Origin of the sequence: Parvibaculum sp. (assembly GCF_045863935.1) — a bacterium.
GTDB lineage: Bacteria > Pseudomonadota > Alphaproteobacteria > Parvibaculales > Parvibaculaceae > Parvibaculum.
This window is the reverse complement of the sequence record NZ_BTVP01000061.1, coordinates 1-13,292: the sequence shown is the minus strand read 5'-3', so window position 1 is coordinate 13,292 and position 13,292 is coordinate 1. Positions and strand designations below refer to the sequence as shown.

Here is a 13,292-nt window from a genome sequence, read left to right as displayed (position 1 = left end):
GCCGCGCGAGCGCGTGCAACAGTCGCTCGGCTCCGGCGTCATCGTCGATCCCTCCGGCCTCATCGTCACCAATTTCCATGTCATCAAGGGCGGCGACCAGTTCACCGTCGCGCTCGCCGACCGGCGCGAGTTCGAGGCGGAGCTCGTCCTTGCCGACGAACGCACGGACCTCGCCGTTCTGCGCATCGACAATGGCAAGCAGCAGCTTCCCCATCTCACCTTCCGCAATTCGGATGCGGTCGAGGTCGGCGATATCGTGCTCGCCATCGGCAATCCCTTTGGCGTCGGCCAGACGGTGACGTCGGGCATCGTCTCCGCGCTCGCGCGCACGCATGTCGGCGCGTCCGACTACCAGTTCTTCATCCAGACGGACGCCGCCATCAATCCGGGCAATTCCGGCGGCGCGCTCGTCACGATGGATGGCCGTCTCATCGGCATCAACAGCGCCATCTATTCGCAGACGGGCGGCAGCATCGGCATCGGCTTCGCCATCCCGTCCAACATGGTCGAAAGCGTCGTCGCCAGCGCGCGCGACGGCGGCCGCGTGAAGCGTCCCTGGTTCGGCGCGGCGCTGCAGGCGGTCGACAATGAGCTCGCGCAGTCGCTTGGGCTCGACCGGCCGGGCGGCAGCCTCATCCGCGACATCTATGCCGGCGGACCTGCCGACAAGGCGGGACTGAAGGTGGGAGACGTGATCCGTGCGGTGGATGGTTTCGGGGTCGAGGACCCGCAGGCCGTGCGCTACCGCTTCGCGACCAAGGGGCTCGGCGGAAAGGCGCGGATTTCCTATCTGCGTGACGGAAAAAGCGGAGAGGCGGAAGTCGCGCTCGTCGCGCCGCCCGAGGACCCGCCCGCGGACGAGACGGAGATCAAGGGCCGCAACCCCTTTGCGGGCGCGACCGTCGCCAATCTTTCGCCCGCCATCGCCGACAAGCTCGGCCTCGACACGATGGGCGGCAAGGGCGTCGTCATCGCACAGGTCGAGCCCGGCTCGGCTGCGGACCAGATCCAGTTTCAGCGCGGCGACATCGTGGTCGAGGTCGCGGGCCAGCGTATCGAGACGGTTTCCGATCTCGTGAAGGTCACGGGCGCCCGCCGCCCGCAATGGGACTTCTCGGTGAAGCGCGGAGACCGCGTCTTCTCCGCGACGGTGGGCGGGTAGGGCAGGAGGCTCAGGACGCCTCCTGTTCTCCCATCTGCGACTGCAGGTAGTTCTGCAGGCCGACCGTCTTCACCAGTTCGAGCTGCGTCTCGAGGAAGTCGATATGCTCTTCCTCGTCTTCCAGAATGCGCTCGAAGATTTCGCGGGTGACGTAATCGCGCACCTGCTCGCAATAGGCGATGGCCTCCTTGTAGAAGGCATGGCCCGCATATTCGAGCTTCAGGTCGCATTCCATGCATTCGACGGGCGTCTCGCCGATCAGCAGCTTGTCGAGATCCTGCAGGTTGGGCAGGCCCTCGAGGAAGAGGATGCGCTCGATCAGCTTGTCGGCATGCTTCATCTCGTCGATCGATTCGTGATATTCGACCTCGCCGAGCTTCGTCAGGCCCCAGTTCCTGAACATGCGCGCATGCAGGAAATACTGGTTGATGGCCGTAAGCTCGTTCTTCAGGGCCTTGTTCAGGAGTTCGATGACCTTGGCGTCGCCGCGCATGTTTGACCTCGTTTAGCCGACTCGTTTGAGAAGATTAGGCCGAAGGCGCGCGCGGGCAAACCTGCATTTTAAAAAAATGCAGTAAAAACAATTAGTTGCAAATGCTTTTGAGAGTATTTCTCGCCTGAGCCTGCCTGACGCGGGAAGGATTAGTCGGCAGCGGCCAGCGCGGTCGCCATGGCGGTTTCGTTCCGCACTTCCTCGATCATGCCTGCGAGAGTGGGGAGGCAGCGGCCGCATTGCGGCTTGCAGCCCATGGCGCGATGGGCGGCGGCGGGCGTGTCCACATGCGGCGCATTTGCGAGGACCTCACGGACGGTCCGGCAATTCTTGGCATTGCACACGCAAACGATCATCTGACGCCCGTTTCCTGGCCCGGCTTTTTGTCCGTTTCCGCCCTTTCCGGCGGCAGGGTGAAAACATGCCAGCCCTGCGAATGGTTTGCAATAGCGTTGTGACTGACAATCGCTTGCAATTTGTCGCAGGGGGCTCAAGAGGCGGTGTCAGGCAGCTCCTTCTTCTTCAAAAAAACAAAAACGTCTGTAGCCATGAATGGAGGAACCAAAGCGTTCCATCCCTCCATAAGCCGATAAAGGGCCAGATTGTTTCCGTGATATTTGGGTTCGCCGCGCCAGAGATAGGAACAATGCTCCCACTTATCAGGGGGAAATGCCCGACGCAGTTGGCCAAGCGTATTCAGCTTATAGCGGGTGGGAAAAACGTCTCGTTCCTGCCGGCTTGCGTTGATCAGTTTCAGGAATGCGACATGGCGTGAGTTGGGTACTAGACGCGCAGCAATTGCGGTGAGGCCCCATTTGTTGGGGGTTCTTGCGCAAAGCCATCCGCCCGGCCTGATTACCCGTTCCATTTCATGTGCGAAAAAGGCTGGATCGTCCAGATGTTCCAAGACCCACTCGCTGAGTACCAAATCGAAGGAGTCGGGTGGGAAGGGCATTTCAACTCCCGGAGAAATGCGGTGTGTCTCGTCGACGCCCGTGTTTAGGAAGATCGCTTCATCCACATCAACACCGACGACCTTTTTCACCTTCCCCTTGAGCGTACGGAGGTCGCGCCTGAAGTTGTTCGGGTCCTCCAGAAACGCTCCCCTGCCAGCGCCAAAATCTAGTACCTCCATGTCCGGCCTGACGAGGGACTGGACGCGAACAAAAAACTGAATGACTCCTGCATAACGGCTGAAGCCGCCCGCATTCATCTCTGGACGGCGCTGTCTTGCAATGCTCTTCAATCTGCGAACCCCATGCAGGTGAAACGTACGCATCTACTAGATAGTATGTGCTGGATCGCTTCAAGAATGTCTGCGGTCAAACCGGACAAAGCCATGAAGTGACTTTTCGGCGGCTTCCGTCCCGCCTCAGCAAGCCGCCCAAAACATGCTACACAGCGCCTCATGAGCACACTTTTCGAAGCCGCCGGGATGGACGAGGGAGCCCCGCGCCCCCTCGCGGACAGGCTGCGCCCGAAGTCGCTCGAAGAGGTCGTGGGGCAGGACCATCTGCTGGGCGAAAAAGGCCCGCTCGGGCGGATGCTCGCCGCAGGGCACCTCTCCTCGATCATCCTCTGGGGCCCGCCCGGCACCGGCAAGACGACCATTGCCCGGTTGCTCGCGGATCGCGTCGGGCTTCATTTCGAGCCCATGTCGGCCATCTTCTCCGGCGTCGCGGACCTGAAAAAGGTTTTCGAGGCGGCGCGCGGCCGCCGCGCGACGGGCAAGGGCATGCTCCTTTTCGTGGACGAGATCCACCGCTTCAACCGCACCCAGCAGGACAGTTTCCTGCCCGTCATGGAGGACGGCACGGTGACGCTGGTCGGCGCCACCACGGAGAACCCCTCCTTCGAGCTCAATGCCGCGCTTCTTTCCCGCGCGCAGGTCATGGTGCTGAACCGGCTGGACGATGCGGCGCTCGAAGAACTGCTCACGCGCGCCGAAAACCACTACGGGGAAAAGCTGCCGCTCGACGACGATGCGCGCGCCTCGCTCCGCGCCATGGCCGATGGCGATGGCCGCTTCGCGCTCAATCTCGCTGAAGAGGTTCACGCGTTGAACCCGGCCGAGCCCTTCGATACGGGTGCGCTCATCGCCGCCGTGCAGCGCCGTGCGCCGCTCTACGACAAGGGGCGGGAAGGGCATTACAATCTCATCAGCGCGCTGCACAAGTCGATCCGCGGTTCGGATTGCGATGCCTCGCTTTATTATCTCGCGCGCATGCTGGTTGGCGGTGAAGACCCGCTCTATATCGCGCGACGTCTCGTTCGCGCCGCAATCGAGGATATCGGCCTTGCCGATCCCGAGGCCGTGCATCAGGCGCTTGCCGCGAAGGATGTGTTCGATTTTCTGGGCGCGCCGGAGGGCGAGCTTGCGCTGGCCCAGGCGACGATCTATCTCGCCACGGCGCCGAAATCGAATGCCTCCTACGCTGCCTTCGGCGCGGCGAAGCGTTCCGCGCGGGACTCCGGTTCCGTCGCGCCGCCAGCGCATATTCTCAATGCGCCGACAAAGCTCATGAAAGAGCTTGGCTATGGCGCGGGCTATGAATACGACCACGAAGCGCCGAACGCCTTTTCCGGTCAGGACTATTTCCCGGAAGAGGTCGGCCGCCAGCAATTCTACTCGCCGGTCGAGCGCGGCTTCGAGCGCGAGATCGGAAAACGCCTCGCCTATTGGCGAAAGCTTCGGGAAGAGAGGGACACATGAACGCCATCTTCGCGGTCGCCGTCGGCGGCGCCATCGGCGCAACGGGACGTTATCTCTTCAACCTGCAGATGCTTCGTCTTCTCGGCCCCAATTTTCCCTGGGGCACGTTCGGCGTGAATGTCATCGGTTCCTTCATCATGGGTCTCGTTGCCGGTCTCTTCGCGCTTCGCCTCGACCTCTCGCCTGAAATGCGCAGCTTCATCACCACGGGCATTCTCGGCGGCTTCACCACCTTCTCCGCCTTCTCGCTCGACGCGGCGAACATGATCGAGCGCGGGCAGACGGGCCTCGCCGCGCTTTATATCGGCGGCTCGGTCGTGCTCGGCCTTGCCGGTCTCTTTTTCGGCCTCTGGATCGCAAGGGCGATGTTCCCCGCATGAACGAAGTTTCGCAGATCGGCGTCACGCAAGAAGAAGACGGCGTCAGGCTGGACCGCTGGTTCAAGCGGCATTTCCCCATGCTCACCCATGGCCGCCTCGAAAAGCTGCTGCGCACCGGCCAGGTGCGCGTCGATGGCGCGCGCGCCAAAGCCAATGTGCGGCTCGAGGCGGGGCAGGTCGTGCGCGTGCCCCCCCTCGGGGAGGATGCGGAGAAGCAGGCGCCGAAGCCCGAGCGCGGCGTCAGCGATCGGGATGCCGAATTCGTCCGTTCCCTCGTCATCCACAAGGACAAATCCGTCCTTGCGCTGAACAAGCCCGCCGGCCTTGCCGTTCAGGGCGGCACGAAAACCGAGCGCCATCTCGACGGCATGCTCGATGCGCTCACCTTCGACGCGAAGGAGCGCCCGCGTCTCGTTCACCGGCTCGACCGCGACACGTCCGGCGTGCTTGTGCTGGCGCGCACGGTGAAGGCTGCCGCCGCGCTCGCCCGCGCCTTCAAGCAGAAGGATGCGCGGAAAATTTACTGGGCGCTCGTCGTCGGCGTGCCCGTGCCGCGCCAGGGCACCATCGACCTCGCCTTGACGAAGCAGGGCGGGCCGCGCGCTGAGCGCGTCTTCGCGGCGGAGAAGGGCGATGAGGATGCCCGCCATGCCGTCACTCATTTCTCGACCGTCGCCAACGCTTCCTATGCGCTCGCCTGGGTCGCCTTCATGCCGCTCACGGGCCGCACGCATCAGATCCGCGCCCATGCTTCCGCCATCGGCACGCCCATCGTCGGCGACGGCAAATATGGCGGCGTCAACGCGCATCCCGGCGGCGAAATTCCGCGCAGGCTCCACCTCCATGCCCGCTCCATCGACATCGCCCATCCCGATGGCGGGCGCTTGTTCATCGAGGCGGAACTGCCGCCGCACATGAAGACAAGCTGGAAACTTCTCGGCTTCGATGAGCGCGACGCGGAGGATGCATTCGCGGGGCTGGAAGGATGAGTTCTCCCCTCCGCCTCATTGTCTTCGATTGCGACGGTACGCTGGTCGACAGCCAGCACATGATCGTCGCGGCGATGAACCACGCCTTCGATGCGCATGGGCTCGAAGCCCTGCCGCGCGAACAGGTGCTCTCAATCGTCGGCCTCTCGCTCGAGGAGGCGATCCATGCGCTGGTGCCACATGTCGAGGCGCCCGTCCGCACTCGTATCACCGAGAGCTACAAGGGTGCCTTCCACGAGCTTCGCTCCCGCAAGGATCTCGCCGAGCCGCTTTTCCCCGGCGTGCGCGAGGCGCTCGATGCGCTGAGCGCCCGGGGCGACACGGTTCTCGGCATCGCCACCGGCAAGTCGCAGCGGGGCCTGCGCCACGCCCTCGATCTCCATGGACTCCGCGACTATTTCGTGACGCTCCAGACCGCGGACGATGCGCCTTCCAAGCCCCATCCGGAAATGCTGCTCCGCGCCCTGCGCGAGACCGGGGCGGAGCTGCATAACACGATTCTCGTCGGCGACACGAGCTACGACATGGCGATGGCGCGTGCGGCGGGAACCCATGCGTTCGGCGTCGATTGGGGCTATCATGAGCCCCATCAGCTCGAAGCCGCCGGGGCGCATCTCGTGCTGTCGGATTTCGCGGGCCTCGCGCCCGCGGCCGACGCAATCTGGACCGGCCGGGCAGATGGCAACAAGGCCGCCGCTGGAGGGGCATGACCCATGAGGAAATTTCTCGGTTTCATCGTCGTCGTCGTTTTGCTGCTCGCGGGCGCGCTCTACGCGCTCACCTTTGCCGATCTCGGCCGCTTCGCGCCGCAGATCGAAGCCGCCGCAAAGGAAGCGACCGGCCGCATACTGAAGATCGAAGGCCCGCTCCATATCGGTTTCTCGCTGGTGCCGACGGTCGTTGCCGGGCAGGTGAGTTTCTCCAATGCTGACTGGGGCACGAAGCCGCAAATGCTCACTGCGGAAAAGCTTGCGCTCCAGGTCGCGCTGCTGCCGCTCCTCTCCGGCCAGGTCGATGTGCGCAGCGTCACCATCGAAGGCGCGGACATCTTCCTCGAAACGGACCGCAAGGGCAGGGGCAACTGGGAGTTCGGCGATGCCGCGCCCGCGCCTCAGCCCGAGAGCGAAGGGGCGGGCATGTCGCTCGCCAGCGTGCCGGAGGTCAATATTTCCGACTTCCATCTCGCCTATCGCGACGGCGAGACGGGGCAGGTGAGCGAGGCCGCCTTCAAGGAAGTGACGCTTGCCGCGCAGGGCAGCGGCTTCCACGCTGTCATCGAGGGTGAGGTCAACGGCTCTTCCGTCTCCTTCGCGTCCGATATCGAAGGCAACACGGAGAAGGCGTCTCTCAAGGGCGCAACACTGACAGTCGCGGGCACGAGCGTCGGCGGCGATCTCGCGCTCGACATGACGGGCAAGCCGCAGCTTTCCGGCGCGCTTTCGAGCGAGGCCTTCGACGTCACACCTTTCCTCAAGGGCGATGGCGGCGTTTCCGGCAAGGGCGGTCCTGTGTTCAGCAAGGAGCCGCTGCCGCTCGACGGGCTCACCGCGCTCGACGCCGATCTCTCCTTCGCGCTTGGCGAATTGCGCTACGGCAAGGTCGTCCTGACCGAGCTGAAACTCCCGGTGAAGATCGATGGCGGCAAACTTTTCGCGCCGCTCACCGCGAAATATCGCGGCACGCCGGTCAAGCTCGCGCTCAATGCGGACGGCGCGAAGGGCAGCGTCGGTATCGATGCCAGCGCCGCGAATTTCGACCTCGGCCAGCTTCTCACCGATCTCGATCTCACCACCATGCTCAATGCACGCGGGGATTTCGGCGCGAAGCTCAACGGCCAGGGCAAGTCGCTTCATGCGATTGCCGCCGCGGTCGGCGGGCAGACCAATCTCGTCATCGGCAAGGGCACGATCAATTCGCGCGCCTTCGCCATCGTCTCGGACGATCTCGTGAAGGTGCTGATCCCGTCCGGCGAGAGCGGCGACACGGCGAAACTCGTCTGCGCCATCAGCCGCTTCGATTTCGCTTCCGGCGTGGGCAAGGCATCGGCGCTGGCGCTCGAGACGGACAGCCTCATCACCACGGGCTCGGGCACGGTCGATCTCGGCAACGAGCGGATCGACCTGCTCTTCAAGCCGAAGCCCAAGAAGGCGAGCCTTGTGAGCCTCGCTTTCCCGGTCCGTCTCTCGGGTCCGCTTGGCGCGCCGACGGCCGGTCTCGACAAGACCGGCGTCGTCACGGGCGTTGCCACCGCCGTCGGCGGCGTTGCGCTCACGGGCGGCGTAGGCGCGCTGCTGCCGCTGATGAGCACGGGTTCGGACTCCGTCGCCTCCGGCGGCGATTGCGGCGCGGCGGCGGCTGCGGCGCAAGGCTCCTCCGGCGGTGTCACCGGCGCGGCGGAAGGCGCCGCCAGGAGCGTCGGCGACACGCTCGAGAATATCGGCAAGGGCATCGGCGGCATTTTCGGGAAGTGAATCCGTTGCTCTTTTCACGGCGGGAGAGTCGAAGGCTTTCCGAACCGAGGAGGTTTCCCTTTTTTCGTCATGACCCGCTTTATGCGGGTCATCCACGTCTTTGTCTTCCTTTGAGGCCGCGAAGACGTGGATGGCCCGGACAAGCCGGGCCATGACGGTTGTTTGATATGAATGAGCATATGACCAACAACAACTCGAACGACGAAACCACAGCCGCGATCTTCGATCTCGCGCGCAATCGCTCGCTCGACGAACAGGTGTCGCATCCGGGCCGCGAGAAACGCCGGCTGCCGAAGCGCTTCTACAGCCGCGCGGAAGTGGGCGCCCACGAAGAGGGCCACGCGATCCTGCTCGACGGGCGCGTGGTGAAGACGCCGTCGAAGCGTCCGCTCGCCGTGCCGTCGCTTGCGCTCGCTCAGGCCTTGGCCGCCGAATGGGAGGCGCAGAAGGACGAGATCGATCCGCGTTCCATGTGGCTCACCAAGCTCGCCAATACGGCGATCGACCTCGTCGCGCCGCGCCGCGATGCGGTCATCGACGAACTTGCCTCATATGCGGGTACCGATCTTCTTTGCTACCGGGCAGAGTTTCCGGCGGCGCTCGCCGCCCGCCAGGCCGCGCTCTGGGATCCCGTTCTCGCCTGGGCGGCGGCGCAGGGCATCGTCCTCACGCCCACCTTCGGCATCCTCCATGTCGCGCAGCCGGAAGCCTCGCTCGCGGCCTGGCGCGCGGCGCTCGGCAAGCTCGACGCCTTCCGCCTTGCCGCCCTCCACAATGCGGTGACGCTCACCGGTTCCGCCGTCACCGGCCTTGCCGTCGTGCTGGGCCGCCTCAGCCCGCAGGAAGCCTTCGACATCGCCCATCTCGACGAGCACTGGCAGATGGAACTCTGCGGCGAGGACGAGGATGAGGTGGCCCGGCTCGCGATCCGCCGCGCCGAGCTCGTCGAAACCGGCCGTTTCGTGGCGCTTCTCGACTGAGGAGGCCGGTTCGCGCCCGGCTGACGCAGCGTTGCAGGGGGCGCGGCGCCCATTCAGCCCCGCCCATAGGAATGGCGGCCAAGCCATTGGCAAAAACGAGATTTCGGTGCTATTCAGGTCGCCTTCGCGGAGACCGCGACAGCGCCAGCGGGCGGCTTCGAAGAGCCCCGCATTCCGGCGTTAAGAACAGTATTCTGGAGGCCGTCTCCCGGAGAAACGGGGAGGGGCGGCTCGTCCGATTATCCAGGGGGCGGCATGAAGGACATTCTTCGTCGGCTTGAAGAACGGCGGCAGGAGGCAAGGGCCGGCGGCGGGCAGAAGCGCATCGACGCGCAGCACGCCAAGGGCAAGCTCACGGCGCGCGAGCGCATCGAGCTGCTGCTCGACGAGGGCTCCTTCGAGGAGTTCGACATGTTCGTCGAACATGACAGCCACGATTTCGGCATGGACCAGCAGAAGATCCCCGGCGACGGCGTGGTCACGGGCTGGGGCACGGTCAACGGACGTCCCGTCTTCGTCTTCGTGAAGGACTTCACGGTCTTCGGCGGTTCGCTCTCGCGCAACCACGCGAAGAAGATGACCAAGGTCCAGGACATGGCGCTCAAGACCGGCGCGCCCATCATCGGCCTGTTCGATGCGGGCGGCGCGCGCATCCAGGAAGGCGTCGATGCGCTCGGCGGCTATGGCGAGGTCTTCACGCGCAACGTCATGGCGTCCGGAGTCATCCCGCAGATTTCCGTCATCATGGGGCCGTGCGCGGGCGGCGACGTCTATTCGCCCGCCATGACCGACTTCATCTTCATGGTGCGCGACACCTCCTACATGTTCGTCACCGGCCCCGACGTCGTGAAGACGGTGACGAACGAAACCGTCACCTCCGAGCAGCTCGGCGGCGCCTCCATCCACACCACCAAGTCTTCCGTCGCCGACGGCGCATGGGACAACGACGTGATCGCGATGACGCAGATCCGCCGCCTTGTCGACTTCCTGCCGCTCTCCAACAAGGATGAGGTGCCGGAGCGCCCCTTCTTCGACGACGCGCTGCGGGTGGAGGAGTCGCTCGATACGCTCATCCCCGCGAACCCGAACATGCCCTACGACATGAAGGAATTGATCCTGAAGGTCGTGGACGAGGGCGATTTCTTCGAAATCCAGGAAAGCTTCGCGAAGAACATCGTCACGGGTTTCGCGCGCATGGAAGGCCGCACGGTCGGTATCGTCGCGAACCAGCCGATGGTGCTTGCCGGGGTGCTCGACTCGGATGCCAGCCGCAAGGCCGCGCGCTTCGTGCGCTTCTGCGACTGCTTCAACATTCCGATCGTCACCTTCGTGGACGTGCCGGGCTTCCTGCCGGGCACGAGCCAGGAATATGGCGGCCTCATCAAGCATGGCGCGAAGCTTCTTTTCGCCTACACGGAAGCGACCGTGCCGAAAGTCACCGTCATCACGCGCAAGGCCTATGGCGGCGCCTATGACGTCATGGCCTCAAAGCACATCCGCGGCGACATCAACTATGCCTGGCCGACCGCCGAAATCGCGGTGATGGGTGCCAAGGGCGCGGTCGAGATCATCCACCGGGCCGACATCAAGGATCCGGAAAAGATCGCGGCCCATACCAAGGCCTATGAAGACCGCTTCCTCAATCCCTTCGTCGCGGCCGAACGCGGCTATATCGACGAAGTCATCATGCCGCATTCCACTCGCATCCGCATCGCGCGGGCGCTCGCGCTCCTTCGTCACAAGGAGCTCGAGAATCCGTGGAAAAAGCACGACAACATTCCGCTCTGAGGCAGGGAAGATGATGGCACACGCTCTCTCTCCCTACACCGTCATGGCCCGCGAAGGCGGGCTATCCACGTCTTTCTTTTGTGCAGGCAAGACGTGGACGGCCCGGATAAACCGGGCCGTGACGATTTTGGTTTGTATCGAGCCTCCAATTTCCGCACCGCAAGGTTCCTGCTGATGTTCAAGAAAATCCTGATCGCCAACCGGGGCGAAATTGCCTGCCGCGTCATGAAGACGGCAAAGAAAATGGGCATCGCCACCGTCGCCGTCTATTCGGATGCCGACAAGGACGCGCTGCATGTCGAGATGGCGGACGAAGCCGTCCATATCGGCGCCGCGGCCGCTTCCGAATCCTATCTCGTCATCGACAAGATCATCGCCGCCTGCAAGGAGACCGGCGCCGAGGCCGTCCATCCCGGCTACGGCTTCCTGTCGGAGAACGCGAAGTTCGCGCAGGCGCTCGCCGACAATGGCATCGCCTTCATCGGCCCGAATATCAAGGCCGTCGAGGTGATGGGCGACAAGATCGAATCCAAGAAATTCGCCAACGCCGCCAAGGTGAACACCGTGCCGGGTTATCTCGGCGTCATCAAGGACGCGGAAGAAGCCGTCAAGATCGCCAACGAGATCGGCTACCCGGTCATGATCAAGGCGTCGGCCGGCGGTGGCGGCAAGGGCATGCGCATCGCCTGGTCGGAGAAGGAAGTCGCGGACGGCTTCGCGTCGTCCATGTCGGAAGCGAAGTCTTCCTTCGGCGACGACCGCGTCTTCATCGAGAAGTTCGTCACGCAGCCGCGCCACATCGAAATCCAGGTGCTCGGCGACCGCCACGGCAACGCCATCTATGTGCTGGAGCGCGAATGCTCGATCCAGCGCCGCAACCAGAAGGTCATCGAGGAAGCGCCGTCGCCCTTCCTCGACGAGGAAACGCGCAAGGCCATGGGCGAGCAGGCCGTCGCGCTTGCCAAGGCCGTCGATTACGAGAGCGCGGGCACGGTCGAGTTCATCGTCGACAAGGACCGCAATTTCTACTTCCTCGAAATGAACACGCGCCTCCAGGTCGAGCATCCGGTGACCGAACTCATCACCGGCATCGACCTTGTCGAACAGATGATCCGCATTGCCTATGGCGAGAAGCTCTCGCTCAAGCAGTCCGACATCAAGATCAATGGCTGGGCGATGGAAAGCCGCGTCTATGCCGAAGATCCCTATCGCAACTTCCTGCCGTCCACCGGCCGCCTCGTGCGCTACCGGCCGCCGGAAGAGGGCACGCATAACGGCCGCACCATCCGCAACGACACGGGTGTCTACGAGGGCGGCGAAATCTCGATGTTCTACGATCCGATGATTGCGAAGCTCTGCACGCATGCGCCGGATCGTCTTTCGGCCATCGAGCACATGTCGCTGGCGCTCGACCAGTTCCACATCGAGGGCATCCAGCACAATATTCCCTTCGTGAACGCGATCATGGAGCATCCGCGTTTCCGCGAGGGACGCATCACCACCGGCTTCATCGCCGAGGAATATCCGGACGGCTTCCAGGGCGTGCCCCTTTCCGATGCCCGCGCGATGAAGCTCGCGGCCATCGCTGTCTTCATGAATGAAATCCATGCCGCCCGCGCGGTGCAGATTTCCGGCCAGCTCGCCAACCGTCCGCGCAAGCTCCCCGACGAGTGGGTGGTTGCGGTGGACGACTGGTCGCGCCGTGTCCTCGCGGAGGAAACGAGCGGCGCGCTCCGCGTCATCTTCCTCGACGACAATGGCAACCGCACCGAGAGCCATCTCGTGCGCTCCGAATGGCGTCCCGGCCAGTCCGTCTTCCGCGGCGAGATCGATGGTGAGCCGATGGTGGTCGAAATCTGGCGCGCGAAGCAGGGCTACACGCTGCGCTATCGCGGTGCGTCGGCCCATGCCGCCGTGCGCACGGTCGCGGGCCACCGCCTGAACCAGCTCATGCCGGAGAAGGTCGCGCCCGACACCTCGAAGCTGCTGCTCTGCCCGATGCCCGGCCTCGTGAAGGCGATCCATGTCACGCAAGGCCAGGAAGTGAAGGCCGGCGAGGCGCTCGCGGTGGTCGAAGCGATGAAGATGGAAAACATCCTCCGCGCCGAGTTCGACTGCACCGTCGAAAAGATCAACGCCGAACCCGGCGACAGCCTCGCCGTCGATGCCGTGATCATGGAGTTTGCGTAAGGCTGCGGCTTCCACAGCCCCCGCCCCGAAATTCGTGTGCGCTTCGCTTCCCGAATTTCCACCCTCCCCGAGGATTCCTCTGCAAAAGAGGGTAGCGGCTGGCGTTGATTGATGATTCCCTGTTTT

General features: G+C 63.8%; 12 protein-coding genes. 9 read left to right on the top strand and 3 right to left on the bottom strand.

Features of this window, described 5'->3' with window-relative positions; genetic code table 11:
* Window positions 1-1,162, top strand: a 1,162-nt coding sequence (locus ACKUUH_RS16460) for a Do family serine endopeptidase (RefSeq protein ID WP_407950974.1), incomplete at its 5' end; no start/stop codon positions are given.
* A 10-nt stretch (window positions 1,163-1,172) separates the two neighbouring features.
* Here ACKUUH_RS16460 and bfr read toward each other — a convergent pair.
* The 3 genes from bfr to ACKUUH_RS16445 form a co-directional block, all read right to left on the bottom strand.
* Window positions 1,173-1,655 carry a bacterioferritin gene (gene bfr, locus ACKUUH_RS16455; RefSeq protein WP_293218224.1) on the bottom strand — a complete coding sequence of 161 codons (483 nt, stop codon included), beginning with the start codon at window positions 1,653-1,655 and terminating at the stop codon, window positions 1,173-1,175.
* 149 nt (window positions 1,656-1,804) lie between these two features.
* A complete protein-coding gene (locus ACKUUH_RS16450; RefSeq protein ID WP_293218227.1) occupies window positions 1,805-2,011 on the bottom strand; it encodes a (2Fe-2S)-binding protein in 207 nt (68 codons plus the stop codon).
* Window positions 2,012-2,145: 134 nt separating this feature from the next.
* The gene (locus tag ACKUUH_RS16445) at window positions 2,146-2,901 is read right to left on the bottom strand and encodes a class I SAM-dependent methyltransferase (protein ID WP_407950973.1); all 756 of its coding nucleotides are present in this window, start codon (window positions 2,899-2,901) and stop codon (window positions 2,146-2,148) included.
* Window positions 2,902-3,063: 162 nt separating this feature from the next.
* Between ACKUUH_RS16445 and ACKUUH_RS16440 the strand changes: the two genes are divergently transcribed.
* The 8 genes from ACKUUH_RS16440 (at window position 3,064) to ACKUUH_RS16405 (ending at window position 13,166) form a co-directional block, all read left to right on the top strand.
* Complete coding sequence (locus ACKUUH_RS16440) at window positions 3,064-4,368, top strand: replication-associated recombination protein A (RefSeq protein ID WP_407950972.1); 1,305 nt, start codon at window positions 3,064-3,066, stop codon at window positions 4,366-4,368.
* Complete coding sequence (gene crcB, locus ACKUUH_RS16435) at window positions 4,365-4,748, top strand: fluoride efflux transporter CrcB (RefSeq protein WP_407950971.1); 384 nt, start codon at window positions 4,365-4,367, stop codon at window positions 4,746-4,748. The genes ACKUUH_RS16440 and crcB overlap by 4 nt, the downstream gene beginning before the upstream one ends.
* Window positions 4,745-5,737, top strand: a complete 993-nt coding sequence (locus ACKUUH_RS16430; protein ID WP_407950970.1) for an RluA family pseudouridine synthase — start codon at window positions 4,745-4,747, stop codon at window positions 5,735-5,737. Before crcB ends, ACKUUH_RS16430 begins: the two co-directional genes overlap by 4 nt.
* Complete coding sequence (locus ACKUUH_RS16425) at window positions 5,734-6,447, top strand: HAD family hydrolase (protein WP_407950969.1); 714 nt, start codon at window positions 5,734-5,736, stop codon at window positions 6,445-6,447. Before ACKUUH_RS16430 ends, ACKUUH_RS16425 begins: the two co-directional genes overlap by 4 nt.
* 3 nt (window positions 6,448-6,450) lie before the next feature.
* On the top strand, window positions 6,451-8,208 hold the full coding sequence (locus ACKUUH_RS16420; RefSeq protein WP_407950968.1) for an AsmA family protein: 1,758 nt from the start codon (window positions 6,451-6,453) through the stop codon (window positions 8,206-8,208).
* Window positions 8,209-8,387: 179 nt separating this feature from the next.
* Window positions 8,388-9,188, top strand: coding sequence for an ATP12 family chaperone protein (locus tag ACKUUH_RS16415; protein WP_407950967.1), 801 nt, complete (start codon window positions 8,388-8,390; stop codon window positions 9,186-9,188).
* A gap of 255 nt (window positions 9,189-9,443) precedes the next feature.
* Window positions 9,444-10,976, top strand: coding sequence for an acyl-CoA carboxylase subunit beta (locus ACKUUH_RS16410; RefSeq protein WP_407950966.1), 1,533 nt, complete (start codon window positions 9,444-9,446; stop codon window positions 10,974-10,976).
* 174 nt (window positions 10,977-11,150) lie between these two features.
* Window positions 11,151-13,166, top strand: coding sequence for an acetyl-CoA carboxylase biotin carboxylase subunit (locus tag ACKUUH_RS16405; protein ID WP_407950965.1), 2,016 nt, complete (start codon window positions 11,151-11,153; stop codon window positions 13,164-13,166).
* Window positions 13,167-13,292 lie beyond the last annotated feature (126 nt).

Excerpts from the sequence above, each read along its gene's own strand:
- bfr (WP_293218224.1), bottom strand. The coding sequence starts at position 1,655 with ATGCGCGGCGACGCCAAGGTCATCGAACTCCTGAACAAGGCCCTGAAG.
- ACKUUH_RS16450 (WP_293218227.1), bottom strand. The coding sequence starts at position 2,011 with ATGATCGTTTGCGTGTGCAATGCCAAGAATTGCCGGACCGTCCGTGAG.
- ACKUUH_RS16440 (WP_407950972.1), top strand. The coding sequence starts at position 3,064 with ATGAGCACACTTTTCGAAGCCGCCGGGATGGACGAGGGAGCCCCGCGC.
- crcB (WP_407950971.1), top strand. The coding sequence starts at position 4,365 with ATGAACGCCATCTTCGCGGTCGCCGTCGGCGGCGCCATCGGCGCAACG.
- ACKUUH_RS16430 (WP_407950970.1), top strand. The coding sequence starts at position 4,745 with ATGAACGAAGTTTCGCAGATCGGCGTCACGCAAGAAGAAGACGGCGTC.
- ACKUUH_RS16425 (WP_407950969.1), top strand. The coding sequence starts at position 5,734 with ATGAGTTCTCCCCTCCGCCTCATTGTCTTCGATTGCGACGGTACGCTG.
- ACKUUH_RS16420 (WP_407950968.1), top strand. The coding sequence starts at position 6,451 with ATGAGGAAATTTCTCGGTTTCATCGTCGTCGTCGTTTTGCTGCTCGCG.
- ACKUUH_RS16415 (WP_407950967.1), top strand. The coding sequence starts at position 8,388 with ATGACCAACAACAACTCGAACGACGAAACCACAGCCGCGATCTTCGAT.
- ACKUUH_RS16410 (WP_407950966.1), top strand. The coding sequence starts at position 9,444 with ATGAAGGACATTCTTCGTCGGCTTGAAGAACGGCGGCAGGAGGCAAGG.
- ACKUUH_RS16405 (WP_407950965.1), top strand. The coding sequence starts at position 11,151 with ATGTTCAAGAAAATCCTGATCGCCAACCGGGGCGAAATTGCCTGCCGC.